Origin of the sequence: Kitasatospora phosalacinea, assembly GCF_000717185.1 — a bacterium.
Classification (GTDB): Bacteria; Actinomycetota; Actinomycetes; order Streptomycetales; family Streptomycetaceae; genus Kitasatospora; species Kitasatospora phosalacinea_A.
Genome location: NZ_JNYE01000018.1, coordinates 48473 through 62832 on the forward strand (window position 1 = coordinate 48473; position 14360 = coordinate 62832).

A 14360-nucleotide genomic window follows, 5' to 3' on the forward strand; every position below is an offset into this window, starting at 1 on the left:
ACCGGGAAGGGTGGTGGGCTGCCCGCGACACCGAAGGCCGGTGCGCGCCGCTCCTGGGGGAGCTCCCTTGCGGGAGGCCCCGGTTCGGTGCCCCGCTGGTGCGGCCGGTCGCTCCTCGCGGAACCCCGGACCCGGGACACACCCCCCTACTATACGGGACGGCCTACTCCCCCTTGAGCCGGGCCCTGGTCCACTCGGCGATCTCCGCGTACCGGGCCTCGCCGCCCCGCCTGGTCGGCCGGTAGTACTCCTTGCCGTGCACCTCGTCCGGCGCGTACTGCTGCGCGGCGATGCCCTCCGGCAGGTCGTGCGGGTACTGGTACCCCTTGCCGTGCCCGAGCTTCTTCGCCCCGCCGTAGTGCGCGTCCCGCAGGTGCGGCGGCACCGCCCCGGCCAGGCCCTGCCGGACGTCCGCCAGGGCGGCGTCGATGGCCAGGTACGCGGCGTTCGACTTGGGCGCCAGGGCCAGCGCGATCGCCGCCTGGGACAGGATGATCCGCGCCTCCGGGAAGCCGATCAGCGCGACCGCCTGGGCGGCGGCGACGGCGGTGGGCAGCGCGGTCGGGTCGGCCAGGCCGACGTCCTCGCTGGCGGAGATCATCAGGCGGCGGGCGATGAAGCGCGGGTCCTCCCCGGCCTCGATCATCCGGGCCAGGTAGTGCAGCGTGGCGTCCACGTCGCTGCCGCGGATCGACTTGATCAGCGCGCTCGCCACGTCGTAGTGCTGGTCGCCGTCCCGGTCGTAGCGCACCGCGGCCTGGTTCACCGCCGTCTCGGTCGCCGCCAGGGTCAGCACCTTCTCGCCCTGCTCCAGCGCCGCCCCCGCCGCCGCCTCCAGCGTGGTCAGCGCCCGCCGGGCGTCGCCCCCGGCGAGGCGCACCAGGTGGTCCTCCGCCTCCGGGCTCAGCTCCACGCTGCCGCCCAGGCCCCGCTCGTCCGCGGTGGCGCGGCGCAGCAGGGTGCGGACGTCCTCGTCGGTGAGGGACTCCAGGGTCAGCAGCAGGCTGCGCGAGAGCAGCGGCGAGATGACCGAGAAGTACGGGTTCTCGGTGGTCGCGGCGATCAGGGTGACCCAGCGGTTCTCCACGGCGGGCAGCAGCGAGTCCTGCTGGGCCTTGGAGAAGCGGTGGATCTCGTCCAGGAACAGCACCGTCTCCCGGCCGCTCATCCCGACCGCCCGCCGGGCCCCGTCGATCACGGCCCGGACCTCCTTGACGCCGTGCGTGATCGCGGAGAGCTCGACGAAGCGGCCCTCCACCGCCTGGCTGATCACGTGCGCCAGCGTGGTCTTGCCCGTCCCCGGCGGCCCCCACAGGATCACCGAGCTGGTCGCCGCGGGCCCCTTCGCCCCGGCGACCAGCCGCCGCAGCGGGGAGCCGTCCCGCAGCAGCTGCTGCTGCCCGGCCACCTCCTCCAGCGTCCGCGGCCGCATCCGCACCGCGAGCGGGGCGCGCCCCGGCTCGGCGCTCTGGCGTTCCTCGGCAGCGTGCGTGAAAAGGTCGGGCTCGTCCACGCCACGAGCGTATGCGACGGCGCTGACAGCCCTCCGCAGGAGGTGCGGCCTACTCGAAGCGCTCCGGGTCCCCGGCGCCGTAGCGGACGATCTCCGCCGTGCCGTCCGAGAAGTCGACGACCGTGGTCGGCACCGTCCCGCAGTCGCCGGAGTCGACGACCGCGTCGAGCACGTGGTCGAGGCTCTCCTTGATCTCCCACCCCTGGGTCATCGGCTCCTCCTCGCCGGGCAGCAGCAGCGTGCTGGAGACCAGGGGTTCGCCGAGCTCGGCGAGCAGGGCCCGGGTGACGGGGTGGTCGGGGATGCGGACGCCGACGGTCTTCTTCTTGGGGTGGAGGAGCCGGCGCGGCACCTCCTTGGTCGCGGGGAGGATGAAGGTGTAGCTGCCGGGGGTGGCGGCCTTGACCGCGCGGAAGACGTTGTTGTCGAGCTGGACGAACTTCCCGAGCTGGGCGAAGTCCTCGCACATCAGGGTGAAGTGGTGGCGCTCGTCGAGCCGCCGGATGGTGCGGATCCGGTCCAGTGCCTCGCGGTTGTCCAGGCGGCAGCCGAGGGCGAAACAGGAGTCGGTGGGGTACGCGATGAGGGCGCCGTCCCGGATGCTCGCGACCACGGTGGAGATGGTGCGCGGCTGGGGCGTCTCGGGGTGCACGTCGAAGTACTTCGCCATTGCTCGACCCTACTGCCCCGCCTGCGCCAGCACCGCCGCGGCGTGGTCGAAGACGTACTTCTGGAGGTCGCGCGGGGGCCGCTGGTAGCCGCGGGGCCCGGGGCGGGGCGGCAGGGCGACGGCGGGCTTGACCACCTCGCGGTACGGGACGGTGGAGAGCAGGTGGGCGATCATGTTGATCCGGGCGCGGCGCTTGTCGTCGCTCTCGACGACGTTCCAGGGCGAGTCGGGGATGTCGGTGTAGACGAACATCTCGTCCTTGGCGCGCGAGTAGTCCTCCCAACGGGTGAGGGACTCGACGTCCATCGGGGAGAGCTTCCACTGCCGCATCGGGTCGTCGAGCCGGCCGCGGAAGCGGCGCTCCTGCTCGACGTCGCTGACCGAGAACCAGTACTTGCGCAGCAGGATGCCCGCTTCGACCAGCATCCGCTCGAAGGTGGGGCACTGGTGCAGGAACTGCCAGTACTCCTCGTCGGTGCAGAAGCCCATGACCTTCTCGACGCCGGCCCGGTTGTACCAGGAGCGGTCGAACAGGACCATCTCGCCGGCCGCCGGGAGCTGCTCGACGTAGCGCTGGAAGTACCACTGGCCGCGCTGGCGTTCGGTGGGGGCGGGGAGGGCGGCGATCCGGGCGACGCGGGGGTTGAGGTACTCGGTGACGCGCTTGATGGCGCCGCCCTTGCCCGCCGCGTCGCGGCCCTCGAAGACGACGACCATCCGGACGCCCTCGGTGCGGACCCACTCCTGCAGCTTGACCAGTTCGCCCTGGAGGCGGAGCAGTTCGTCCTCGTAGAGCTTCTTGGGCATCCGCTCGGCCCGGCCGGGCTTCTTCCCCGTCTTCCCGCCCTTGGTTCCCGTCACTGCGTGCCTCCGCTCACCGCGCCGTCGACGATCCCCCAGGCTAGGCCGCGGTGGGTGTCCGCGCAGGTCGAGCGCCTTCCCCGACCGGCACCGGCGGTCCCCCGTACCGCCGGTGCCGGTCGCGCCGGGGAAGGCCGGACAACTGTGCGACACCCCCGGGGGCCGGGTCCAATGCATTGGTCCATAACCTGGTGGCATGGATGTGGACACCCGGATGTTGCGTTACCTGGCGGTGGTCGGCGAGGAGGGCCAGCTGACCGCGGCGGCGTCCCGGCTGGGGGTGAGCCAGCCGACGCTGACCAAGCAGGTGCGGGCGCTGGAGCGGGAGTTGGGGGTGGAGCTGTTCCGGCGCTCGCGGGCGGGGGTGGCGCCGACGGCGGCGGGCGCGGAGCTGCTGGCGCACGCCGCACCGCTGCTGGCGGGCTGGGAGGAGGCGCTGCGGGCGACCCGGCGGGCGGCGGCCGAGGCGGGCGGGGAGCTGCGGGTCGGTTTCGAGGGGTCGACGATCAACCTGCTGGGCCGGGCCGCGGTGGAGGACTTCGCCCGCCGGATGCCGGGCTGGCGGGTGCGGATGCGGCAGAACAACTGGTTCGACGAGTCGTCCGGCCTGGCCTCGGGCGAGCTGGACCTGGCGCTGTGGCACGCCCCGGCGTCGATGACCGAGCGGTACGCGCACGTGCTGCTGGGCACCGAGGAGCGCTGGGTGGTGCTGGCGGCCGACCACCGGCTGGCGGCCCGGTCCGCGGTGGACGCGGCGGAGCTGTGGGACGAGCCGTTCGTGGCCGTCCCGGAGCAGGCCGGGGTGTGGCGGGACTACTGGCTGGGCGCGCCGGACCGCGACGGGCGGCCGGCCCGGATCGGGGCGGTGGCGCACAACTCGGACGAGTGGATGGCCGCGGTGGCCTGCGGGCAGGGCGTGGGGTTCGCACCGCGCTCGGTGGGCCGCTGGGCGGGCCGTCCGGACGTGCGCTGCCTGCCGGTGCGCGGGCTGAGCCCGAGCCTGGTGGGGCTGTTCCGGCTGCCGGGGCGGGCGGCGACGCCGGCCATGGCGGCGTTCACGGAGTCCTGCCGGCTGCACCTGGAGGTGCAGTTCCGGGCGACCGGTGGCGGCCGGTCACCCTCGGGAACGGGGCCTCAGACCTCGGCGAACGGCGCGGGGTAGCGGCACACCCCGTGCGGGGCGCCGTCGGCGCCGGGCAGCCGCAGGGCCTGGAAGTACCCGTCGGGGACGTCGAACGGCCCGGTGATCCGGTGCCCGGAGGCGGGGGTGAAGCCGAACCGGCCGTAGTAGCCCGGGTCGCCGAGCACCACCACGACGCGCTCGCCGGCCTCGTCGGCGGCCGCCAGGGCGGCCCGCACCACGGCGGTGCCGACGCCCTTGCGCTGCCACTCGGGGGCGACCGCGACGGGCGCGAGCGCGAGGCCCTTGCCGTTGCCGATCCGCAGCCGGGTGAGCAGGGCGTGGCCGATGACGACCTCGCGCTCGTCCACCGCGACCAGGGACAGGGCGGGCAGCCAGGCGGCGTCGCGGCGCAGCGCGTCCACCAGGTCCGCCTCTTCGGGGCCTGGGAAGGCCGCCATGTGCACCCGCCGGGTCTCGGCGGTGTCGGCGGGGAGTTCAACTCTGGTCCGTACGGTCATCCTTGACCCTTCTTGCGCGCCGCACCCCGTCGTGCAGCATTCCGGCCCCGGGCGGTGGCAGCCTACTCCTGGTGGGCGCGCACCGGCCGGGGCCGGAACAAATCGTGATCTTCCGGATGCCCCGTCAGACTGCGACGGGGCACCTGACGGGGCGTCAGGCGGTGGGCTCGGCCTCCGACTTGGCGCTCTCCTTGGCCTTGGGCTGGGCGTCCACGCCCGCCTCGCGGCGCTGGGCCGGGGTGATGGCGGTGGGGGCGCCGGTCAGCGGGTCGCCGCCGGTGGAGGTCTTCGGGAAGGCGATGACGTCCCGGATGGTGTCGTAGCCGCCCAGCAGGGTGACCACGCGGTCCAGGCCGAGCGCGATGCCGCCGTGCGGCGGCGGGCCGTAGTTGAAGGCGTCCAGCAGGAAGCCGAACTGCGCGGCGGCCTCCTCCTCGGACAGGCCGATCGCGTCGAACGCCCGCTTCTGCACCTCGCGCTGGTGGATGCGGATCGAACCGCCGCCCAGCTCCGAGCCGTTGAGCACCAGGTCGTACGCGTTGGAGAGCGCGCTGCCCGGGTCGGTGTCGAAGGTGGCGAGCGACTCGGCGGTCGGCGCGGTGAAGGGGTGGTGCACGGCGTGCCAGCCCTGGAACTCGCCCTTGTCGTCCTCGATCGGCTCGAACATCGGGAAGTCCACGACCCAGAGGAAGGCCCACTGGGACTCGTCGATCAGCTCGCAGCGGCGGCCGATCTCCAGGCGGGCGGCGCCCAGCAGCTCCTGCGAGGCGGTCTTCTTGCCCGCGGCGAAGAACACCGCGTCGCCGGGCTTGGCGCCCGCGGCGGCGGCCAGGCCGGACAGGTGCTCCTCGGACAGGTTCTTGGCCACCGGGCCGCGCAGCTCGCCGGTCTCGGCGTCCACCAGGACGTACGCGAGGCCGCGGGCGCCGCGGGCCTTCGCCCAGTCCTGCCAGGCGTCGAGCTGCTTGCGGGGCTGCGAGGCGCCGCCGGGCATCACGACCGCGCCGACGTACGGGGCCTGGAAGACCCGGAACTCGGTGCCCTTGAAGTACTCGGTGAGGTCGGTGAGCTCCTGCCCGAAGCGGACGTCCGGCTTGTCGGAGCCGTAGCGCGACATGGCGTCGGCGTAGGAGAGGCGGGGCAGCGGGTTGGGGATCTCGTACCCGTGCACCTCCTTCCAGATCCGGCCGACGATCTTCTCGCCGAGGGCCAGGACGTCCTCCTGGTCGACGAAGGACGCCTCGATGTCGAGCTGGGTGAACTCCGGCTGACGGTCGGCGCGGAAGTCCTCGTCGCGGAAGCAGCGGGCGATCTGGTAGTACCGCTCCATGCCGGCCACCATCAGCAGCTGCTTGAACAGCTGCGGGGACTGCGGCAGCGCGTACCAGTGGCCCGGCTGGAGGCGGACCGGGACGAGGAAGTCGCGGGCGCCCTCGGGGGTGGAGCGGGTCAGGTACGGGGTCTCGATGTCGAGGTAGTCGTTCTCCTCCATCACCGTGCGGATGATGTGGTTGACCTTCGAGCGCAGCCGCAGCGCGCGGGCCGGGCCCTCGCGGCGCAGGTCGAGGTAGCGGTAGCGCAGCCGCACCTCCTCGTTGACCGAACCGGGCTCGTACTCGGCGACCTGGAACGGCAGCGGCGCGGCCTCGGACAGCACCTCGATGGACTCGACGACGACCTCGACCGAGCCGGTCGGGATGTCCGGGTTCTCGTTGCCCTCGGGACGGACCCGGACCTCGCCGACCACCTTCACGCAGTACTCGGAGCGCAGCCCGTGCACCGACTCCAGGTCGCGGACCACGACCTGCACGGTGCCCGAGGCGTCCCGCAGGTCGATGAAGGCCACGCCGCCGTGGTCGCGGCGGCGGGCCACCCAGCCGGCCAGGGTGACGGTGGTGCCGGCGTGCTCCGCGCGGAGCGTGCCCGCGTCGTGCGTGCGGATCACAGCTGCTTCTCCTTCAGGGTGGTGACGAGCGCCTCAAGGGCGACGGGGGTCTGCTCGCCGGACTCCATGTCCTTGAGCTGGACCACGCCCTCGGCGAGGTCCCGGTCGCCCGCGATCAGGGCGTAGCGCGCACCCGACCGGTTGGCGGACTTCATGGCGTTCTTGATGCTCTTCACGCCGAAGGCCAGGTCGGTGGCGACGCCGGCCCGGCGCAGCTCGACGGCCTTGGCGAACAGCACGCTCTTGGCCTCCTCGCCGAGCGCCACCGCGTACACCTCGGTGGTGGCGGGCAGGTCGAGGACGACGCCCTCGGCCTCCAGCGCGAGGAAGGTGCGGTCCACGCCCAGGCCCCAGCCGACCGAGGGCAGCGCCGGGCCGCCGAGCATCTCGGACAGGCCGTCGTAGCGGCCGCCGCCGCCGATCGCGGACTGCGCGCCCAGGCCGCCGTGCACGAACTCGAAGGTGGTGCGGGTGTAGTAGTCCAGGCCGCGCACCAGCTTGGGGTCGTCGACGAAGTCGACGCCCGCGGCGGTGAGCAGCTCGCGGACCTTCTCGTCGTACGCCTTGCACTCCTCGCAGAGGTGGTCGCGCAGCTTGGGCGCGTCCACCAGCTGGGCCTGGACGGCCTCGCGCTTGTCGTCCAGGACGCGCAGCGGGTTGATCTCCGCGCGGCGGCGGGTCTCCTCGTCCAGGTCGAGGCCGGCCAGGAACTCGACCAGCGCGGCGCGGTAGACCGGGCGGCACTGCTTGTCGCCGAGCGAGTTGAGCAGCAGGCGGTAGTCGCGCAGCCCGAGCGAGCGGAAGGCGTCGTCGGCCAGGATGATCAGCTCGGCGTCCAGCGCCGGGTCCTCGGCGCCGATCGCCTCGGCGCCGACCTGCGAGAACTGCCGGTAGCGGCCCTTCTGCGGGCGCTCGTAGCGGTAGAAGTTGCCGGAGTACCAGAGCTTGACCGGCAGGTTGCCGAGCTTGTGCAGGTTGGACTCCAGCACGGCGCGCACCACCGAGGCGGTGCCCTCGGGGCGCAGCGCGAGCGACTCGCTGCTCTCCGGGCGCTGGACGAGGGTGAACATCTCCTTGGTGACGATGTCGGTGGACTCGCCGACGCCGCGGGAGAACAGCTTGACGTCCTCGAACACCGGGGTCTCGACGTAGCCGTAGCCGGCCCGGCGCAGCGGCGCGGAGAGGCGCTCGCGGACCGCCAGGTAGGCGGCCGAGTTGACCGTCGGGAGCAGGTCGTAGGTGCCCTTGGGGGCGGTGAAGGTGCTCAACTTCTCTTCCGTCACATTCCTCGTCGCGGGAAGGCCGGTGCGCCCTGCGCACCGCCCGCCTGCTGGAGGTAGGGGTTGGTGGCGCGCTCTCGGCCGATGGTGGTCTGGGAGCCGTGGCCGGAGAGCACCACGGTCGCGTCGTCGAGGGGCAGGCACACCCGGGCCAGCGAGCGCATGATCGCCGCGCTGTCTCCGCCCGGGAGGTCGGTACGCCCGATGGAGCCGGCGAACAGCAGGTCGCCCGAGAACAGGACCGGCGGAACCTCTGCCGATGCGGGCGTCCTGAACGTCACCGACCCCTCGGTATGGCCCGGGGCGTGGTCGACGGTGAGCCGCAGCCCGGCGAGCTCCAGCACGCTGCCGTCGGTCAACTCGCGGACGTCGTCCGGCTCGCCGACGGTGATCGAACCCATCAGCTGCTGTCCGAGCGAGCGGCCGAGGGCCTTCTCCGGGTCGGCCAGCATGTAGCGGTCCCGGGGGTGGATCCAGGCCGGGACGCCCTGCGCGCCGCAGACCGGGACGACCGAGGCGACGTGGTCGATGTGCCCGTGGGTGAGCAGCACCGCGACCGGCTTGAGCCGGTGCTCGCGGATCAACTCCTCGACGCCGCTCGCCGCTTCGTGGCCCGGGTCGACGATCACGCACTCCTCGCCGGCGGCGGGTGCGACCAGGTAGCAGTTGGTGCCCCAGGCCCCGGCGGGGAATCCGGCGACGAACACGAGTCCTCACGTTCCATGGCGGTGGCGGTCTGCTTTTCCCCCGCAGCCTACCGGCGCCACGGGGCCGCGGGCGAACCGGTTGTCCGGTGCGTTCAGCGGTTTCTCATGTCGGGCTGATCCCGTACTGACGCGCGGGGTCCTTACACTTGGCCGCCAGCGGGTGCGATGATCCGCACACAACAAACGCAAGTCCCCTTTCCCACAGCCCGGCAGGAGAGACGTCCGGTGGTCAGCAGCGAACAGCGGCGGCGGCAGCTCGCCCGTGACAAGTACGAGCGCCAGATGCAGGCCCGCGCCGAGGCCGCCACCAAGCGCAAGAAGCGCAACGCGGTGGTCGCCTCGGTCCTGGCGGTGCTGGTGGTCGCCGGTGTCGCCACCGCGGCGAGCGGCGCCTTCGACTCGGACAAGAAGGAGGACAAGGCCGCATCCGCGGCGCCCTCCCCGTCCGCCGGCGGCAAGCAGTGGGCCGCCGAGCCCGCGATGTCGATCGACACCGCGGCCCCGTACACCGCGACGATGGACACCTCGGCGGGCAAGGTCACCTTCTCCCTGGACGCGGCGAAGGCCCCGCACACCGTCAACTCCTTCGTGTTCCTGGCCGGTCAGCAGTTCTGGGACGGCACGAAGTGCCACCGCCTGACCACGGAGGGCATCTACGTCCTGCAGTGCGGCGACCCGACCGGCACCGGATCGGGCGGCCCCGGCTACTCGTTCGCCGACGAGAACCTGACCGGCGCGACGTACCCCGCGGGCACCGTGGCGATGGCCAACTCCGGCGCGAACACCAACGGCAGCCAGTTCTTCCTGGTCTACAAGGACACCCAACTGCCGCCGAGCTACACCCCGTTCGGCAAGATCACCGGCGGCCTGGACGTGCTGCAGAAGATCGCCGGCGCCGGTGTCCAGGGCGGCGGCGGCGACGGCGCGCCCGCCACCCCGGTCAACGTCACCACCATCACCGCCGCCAAGGGCTGACCCGCCGCGAAAATCGACCGGCGCCGGATGCGGACAGCACCGGCGCTGGTCGCCTATGTTGCTGTTGTATAGGGTGCCCTGACCGTCGGCCGTCACCCTCGGCGCAACCCAACGACGGCTCGGGACGGCGGGCTCCATCGGTCCGCCGCACATCAACTGTGGACGACGCTCCTGCCCGTGGGCGTGGCGTCATGTGGAGGAGGCGCTGTGAGCAGCGACCCGTGGGGCCGTGTCGACGAGCAGGGGAACGTCTACGTGAGGACGGCCGACGGCGAACGCCAGGTCGGCTCCTGGCAGGCCGGCTCCCCCGAGGAGGCCCTCGCCTACTTCGAGCGCAAGTTCCAGGGCCTGGAGGCGGAGACCGCCCTCCTGGAGCACCGGGTGCGCAAGACCGACCTGGCCGCCAAGGAGGCGCAGACCGCGCTGGAGCACCTGCGCGCGCAGGTCGCCGAGGCGCACGCGGTCGGCGACCTGGCCGCGCTCGCCGCCCGCCTGGACACCCTGGCCGGCGAGATCGAGACCCGGCAGGGCGAGCGCAAGGCCGCCCGGGCCAAGGCCCAGGAGGAGACCCGCGCCGCCAAGGAGGCGCTGGTCGCCGAGGCCGAGCAGCTCGCCGAGTCCAACCAGTGGCGGGAGGCCGGCGACCGGCTGCGCGCCCTGGTCGACAACTGGAAGGCGCTGCCGCGCCTGGACCGCAAGAGCGACGACGAGCTGTGGCACCGCTTCTCGCACGCCCGCTCGGTGTTCTCCAAGCACCGCAAGGCGCACTTCGCGGCCCTCGACTCCGAGCGCGAGTCCGCCCGCGCGGTCAAGGAGAAGCTGGTCGCCGAGGCCGAGGCGCTGTCCGGCTCCACCGAGTGGGGGCCGACCGCCGCCGCCTACCGCGACCTGATGACCCAGTGGAAGGCCGCCGGCCGCGCCCAGCGGGACGCGGAGGAGGAGCTGTGGGCCCGCTTCCGCGGCGCCCAGGACGTCTTCTTCCAGGCCCGCTCCGGCGCCTTCTCCGAGCGCGACGCCGAGCAGGGCGAGAACCAGAAGGCCAAGGAGGCCCTGCTGGTCGAGGCTGAGGCGATCCTGCCGATCACCGACCTGAAGGCCGCCAAGGCCGCGCTGCGCTCCGTCTCCGAGCGCTGGGAGGCCGTCGGCCACGTCCCGCGCGACGCCCGTCCGAAGCTGGACGGCCGGCTGGCCGCGGTGGAGCGGGCCGTCCGCGAGGCCGAGGAGGCCGAGTGGCAGCGCTCCAACCCGGAGGCCCGGGCCCGCGCCACCGGCATGACCGCGCTGCTGCAGGCCGCCGTGGACAAGCTGCAGGCCGACCTGGACAAGGCCCGTGCCACGGGCAACGCGTCCAGGGCCGCGAAGCTGGAGGCCGAGCTGGAGGGCCGCCGGGCACTGCTCGACCAGGCGCAGAAGTCGCTGCAGGAGTTCACCTCCTGAACCCCGCCCGCGCTGAGGGCCCCCGTCCGCACCGGACGGGGGCCCTCGTGCGTTCCCGGCAACCATGCCGGCCTCACACCACGCTGGCGGAGGGCCCGGGCGACTCCAGCTGGTCCAGGTCCAGGCTCTGCTCCGGGCCGGGGGTGGCGCTGGGCACCGGGGTGCCGAAGTCGCTGAACTCGACCGCCCCGGTGCTCTTCGCCAGCTTCAGCGGCACCGGCGAGCCGGTGGTGGCCACGTACAGGGTGCCGGGGCCGGTGCCGGTGCCGGAGTCGGAGTCGGAGTCGGCAGTCAGGGTGAGGGCGGGGCGGCCCTGCACGGTGGTCGGGTCGCCCTTGGCCAGGCCGGTCCTCCCGGTGCCGAGCTGGTCGGCGAGCGCGCCCAGGTCGCACAGCTCGCCGATCTCGGCGAAGTCCGGGTTGTCGCTGGTGGTCTTCAGGTAGCGGTCGCCGACCAGCTGGGAGAGCGCCTCGCCGCCGTGGCTCAGCCAGAACTCCTCGTCCGGCTTGACCCACAGGTCGGGCCCGGCCTTGACCACCTGGAAGCTGCCGACGCCGCTCTGGCCGAGGGTGCCGGTGCAGTGGCCCGAGGTGTCCAGCCGCAGGTCCAGGTCGATCCGGGCGCCCTGGCTGCTGACCGTGCCGACCGTCCGCACCGCGCCCGCGTCCTTGAGCGCCTGCGCCGCCCGCTGCAGCACCTCGTCGGCGGGCAGCTGCGCGACCCCGTTGTCGCCGTCACGGGTGGCGGCCGCCGCGGAGGCCGAGACCGCGCTGCCGGTGCCGCTCGCCGCCGGGCCGCCGGCGGTGCTCCCCGCGGCGCTCCCGGCGCCGTCCGGGCCGCCGGAGCTGCCGCACCCGACCGCCAGCGCCGCGGCGAGCGCCGCGCCGGTCACTGCCGTCATCACCCGTATCCCGTGCACGGTGCCTCCAGGAAAGCCGTCCGCCCCCACCCGGCCAGTGTCGGCGGGGCGGGGGCGGGCGGCGACCGGAGCGGCGGCGGCGCGGGACCGCGGGCGGCTACTTGCTGCGGGCCGAGGTGACCCGGTAGACGTCGTAGACGCCCTCGACGCCGCGCACCGCCTTGAGCACGTGGCCCAGGTGCTTGGGGTCGCCCATCTCGAAGGTGAACCGGCTCATCGCGACCCGGTCGCGGGAGGTCTGGACGGCCGCCGACAGGATGTTGACGTGCTGGTCGGAGAGCACCCGGGTGACGTCCGAGAGCAGCCGGGAGCGGTCCAGCGCCTCGACCTGGATCGCGACCAGGAAGACCGAGGACTGGGTGGCCGCCCACTCGACCTCGATGATCCGTTCGGGCTGCTGCTGGAGGGACTCCACGTTGACGCAGTCCGCGCGGTGCACCGAGACGCCGTTGCCGCGGGTGATGAAGCCGACGATCGGGTCGCCGGGCACCGGCGTGCAGCAGCGCGCCAGCTTCACCCACACGTCGTCCACGCCCTTGACGATGACGCCCGGGTCGCCCTTGGCGCGGCGCCGCATCGCGCGCGGCTGGTGCGAGGGGGTGGCGGTCTCGGCGAGGTCCTCGACCGCGCCCTCCTCGCCGCCCATCGCCTGGACCAGCTTCTGCACGATCGCCTGCGCGGCGACGTGGCCCTCGCCGATCGCCGCGTACAGCGAGGAGATGTCCGGGTAGCGCATCTCGTGGGCCAGGGTGACCAGCGAGTCCCCGGTGAGGATCCGCTGGATCGGCAGGCCCTGCTTGCGCATCGCCCGGGCGATCGCCTCCTTGCCCTGCTCGATCGCCTCCTCGCGGCGCTCCTTGGAGAACCAGGCGCGGATCTTGTTGCGGGCCCGGGGCGACTTGACGAAGCTCAGCCAGTCCCGGGACGGGCCGGCGTTCTCCGCCTTGGAGGTGAAGACCTCGACGGTGTCGCCGTTCTCCAGCGTCGACTCCAGCGGCACCAGGCGGCCGTTGACCCGGGCGCCGATGCACCGGCAGCCGACCTCGGTGTGCACCGCGAACGCGAAGTCCACCGGGGTGGCCTGCGCGGGCAGCGCTATCACGTCGCCCTTCGGGGTGAAGACGAACACCTCGTTGCTGGACAGGTCGAAGCGCAGCGACTCGAGGAACTCGCTCGGGTCCTCGGTCTCCTTCTGCCAGTCCAGCAGCTGCCGCAGCCAGGCCATCTCGTTGACCGCGTCGGCCTTGTCGTGCTGCCGCCCGTGGGTGGGGGTGTCGGTGCGCACCTTGGACGCCCCGGCCACCGCGCGCTGCTTGTACTTCCAGTGCGCGGCGATGCCGTACTCGGCCCGGCGGTGCATGTCGAAGGTGCGGATCTGCAGCTCGACGGGCTTGCCCCCGGGACCGATCACCGTGGTGTGCAGCGACTGGTACATGTTGAACTTGGGCATCGCGATGTAGTCCTTGAACCGCCCCGGCACCGGGTTCCACCGCGCGTGGATGGTGCCCAGCGCCGCGTAGCAGTCGCGGACGGTGTCGACCAGGACCCGGATGCCCACCAGGTCGTAGATCTCGGCGAAGTCCCGGCCCCGGACGATCATCTTCTGGTAGACCGAGTAGTAGTGCTTGGGGCGGCCGGTGACCTGCCCGGTGATCCGGGCGCCGCGCAGGTCGCCCTGCACCTGGTCGATCACGGTGGCCAGGTACTCGTCGCGCTTGGGGGCGCGCTCGGCCACCAGCCGGACGATCTCGTCGTACATCTTGGGGTAGAGGATGGCGAAGGCCAGGTCCTCCAGCTCCCACTTGATGGTGTTCATGCCCAGCCGGTGCGCCAGCGGGGCGTAGATCTCCAGCGTCTCGCGGGCCTTCTTCTCCTGCTTCTCCCGCTTCAGGTAGCGCATCGTGCGCATGTTGTGCAGCCGGTCGGCGAGCTTGATCACCAGCACCCGCGGGTCCTTGGCCATCGCCACGACCATCTTGCGGACGGTCTCCGCCTGCGCGGCCTCGCCGAACTTCACCCGGTCCAGCTTGGTCACGCCGTCGACCAGCAGCGCCACCGCGTCGCCGAAGTCGGCCCGGAGCGTCTCCAGGCCGTAGTCGGTGTCCTCCACGGTGTCGTGCAGCAGGCCCGCCATCAGCGTCGGCGCGTCCATCCCCAGCTCGGCCAGGATGGTCGCCACCGCCAGCGGGTGGGTGATGTACGGGTCGCCGCTCTTGCGCTTCTGCCCGCGGTGCCACTTCTCCGCGACGGCGTACGCCCGCTCGATGTCCTTCAGCAGCCCCGGGTCGGCCTTGGGGTCGTTGGCCCGGATCGTCCGGAACAGCGGCTCCAGCACCGGGTTGACCATCGAACTGCGCTGACCGCCCAACCGGGCGAGCCGAGCCCGCATCCCGCCCGGCGAGGGACGGGAAC

11 protein-coding genes and 1 pseudogene are annotated in these 14360 nt (G+C 72.8%); 3 read left to right on the forward strand and 9 right to left on the reverse strand.

The window, feature by feature from the left end; all coding sequences use genetic code 11:
• Nucleotides 1-163 precede the first annotated feature (163 nt).
• Genes OO57_RS10365 through ppk2 form a run of 3 tightly spaced genes read right to left on the reverse strand, consistent with a single transcriptional unit; the run spans nucleotide 164 to nucleotide 2990 of the window.
• Complete coding sequence (locus OO57_RS10365) at nucleotides 164-1513, reverse strand: replication-associated recombination protein A (RefSeq protein WP_033252059.1); 1350 nt, start codon at nucleotides 1511-1513, stop codon at nucleotides 164-166.
• Between the two features lie 49 nt (nucleotides 1514-1562).
• Complete coding sequence (locus tag OO57_RS10370) at nucleotides 1563-2183, reverse strand: L-threonylcarbamoyladenylate synthase (protein WP_033252060.1); 621 nt, start codon at nucleotides 2181-2183, stop codon at nucleotides 1563-1565.
• A 9-nt stretch (nucleotides 2184-2192) separates the two neighbouring features.
• Nucleotides 2193-2990, reverse strand: a complete 798-nt coding sequence (ppk2, locus tag OO57_RS10375) for a polyphosphate kinase 2 (protein WP_033252100.1) — start codon at nucleotides 2988-2990, stop codon at nucleotides 2193-2195.
• A 250-nt stretch (nucleotides 2991-3240) separates the two neighbouring features.
• Here ppk2 and OO57_RS10380 point away from each other — a divergent pair, with 250 nt between their 5' ends.
• On the forward strand, nucleotides 3241-4206 hold the full coding sequence (locus OO57_RS10380; protein WP_081973584.1) for a LysR family transcriptional regulator: 966 nt from the start codon (nucleotides 3241-3243) through the stop codon (nucleotides 4204-4206).
• Here the strand turns inward: OO57_RS10380 and OO57_RS10385 are convergent.
• The 4 genes from OO57_RS10385 to OO57_RS10400 form a co-directional block, all read right to left on the reverse strand.
• Nucleotides 4179-4685, reverse strand: a complete 507-nt coding sequence (locus OO57_RS10385; RefSeq protein ID WP_033252061.1) for a GNAT family N-acetyltransferase — start codon at nucleotides 4683-4685, stop codon at nucleotides 4179-4181. The genes OO57_RS10380 and OO57_RS10385 overlap by 28 nt on opposite strands.
• 154 nt (nucleotides 4686-4839) lie before the next feature.
• A complete protein-coding gene (aspS, locus tag OO57_RS10390; RefSeq protein ID WP_033252062.1) occupies nucleotides 4840-6630 on the reverse strand; it encodes an aspartate--tRNA ligase in 1791 nt (596 codons plus the stop codon).
• Complete coding sequence (gene hisS, locus OO57_RS10395; RefSeq protein WP_033252063.1) at nucleotides 6627-7898, reverse strand: histidine--tRNA ligase; 1272 nt, start codon at nucleotides 7896-7898, stop codon at nucleotides 6627-6629. Before hisS ends, aspS begins: the two co-directional genes overlap by 4 nt.
• An 11-nt stretch (nucleotides 7899-7909) precedes the next feature.
• Complete coding sequence (locus OO57_RS10400; protein ID WP_033252064.1) at nucleotides 7910-8617, reverse strand: MBL fold metallo-hydrolase; 708 nt, start codon at nucleotides 8615-8617, stop codon at nucleotides 7910-7912.
• Nucleotides 8618-8842: 225 nt separating this feature from the next.
• On the opposite strand from OO57_RS10400, the gene OO57_RS10405 reads away from it, so the two are divergent.
• Together OO57_RS10405 and OO57_RS10410 are read left to right on the forward strand one after the other, a co-directional pair.
• Nucleotides 8843-9592, forward strand: coding sequence for a peptidylprolyl isomerase (locus OO57_RS10405; RefSeq protein ID WP_033252065.1), 750 nt, complete (start codon nucleotides 8843-8845; stop codon nucleotides 9590-9592).
• A 207-nt stretch (nucleotides 9593-9799) separates the two neighbouring features.
• Nucleotides 9800-11029, forward strand: a complete 1230-nt coding sequence (locus OO57_RS10410; protein WP_033252066.1) for a DUF349 domain-containing protein — start codon at nucleotides 9800-9802, stop codon at nucleotides 11027-11029.
• Nucleotides 11030-11102: 73 nt separating this feature from the next.
• Here OO57_RS10410 and OO57_RS10415 read toward each other — a convergent pair whose 3' ends face one another.
• Nucleotides 11103-11930 (reverse strand): hypothetical protein, encoded by an 828-nt coding sequence (locus tag OO57_RS10415; RefSeq protein ID WP_158715077.1) that lies wholly within the window; start codon nucleotides 11928-11930, stop codon nucleotides 11103-11105.
• 115 nt (nucleotides 11931-12045) lie between these two features.
• Nucleotides 12046-14337 (reverse strand): annotated as a pseudogene (locus OO57_RS10420) (RelA/SpoT family protein); the annotation flags it as partial.
• Nucleotides 14338-14360 lie beyond the last annotated feature (23 nt).

Bases quoted from the DNA above. Each gene is read 5' to 3' on its own strand.
- OO57_RS10370 (WP_033252060.1), bottom strand. From the start codon at position 2,183: ATGGCGAAGTACTTCGACGTGCACCCCGAGACGCCCCAGCCGCGCACC.
- ppk2 (WP_033252100.1), bottom strand. From the start codon at position 2,990: ATGCCCAAGAAGCTCTACGAGGACGAACTGCTCCGCCTCCAGGGCGAA.
- OO57_RS10380 (WP_081973584.1), top strand. From the start codon at position 3,241: ATGGATGTGGACACCCGGATGTTGCGTTACCTGGCGGTGGTCGGCGAG.
- OO57_RS10385 (WP_033252061.1), bottom strand. From the start codon at position 4,685: ATGACCGTACGGACCAGAGTTGAACTCCCCGCCGACACCGCCGAGACC.
- OO57_RS10415 (WP_158715077.1), bottom strand. From the start codon at position 11,930: ATGACGGCAGTGACCGGCGCGGCGCTCGCCGCGGCGCTGGCGGTCGGG.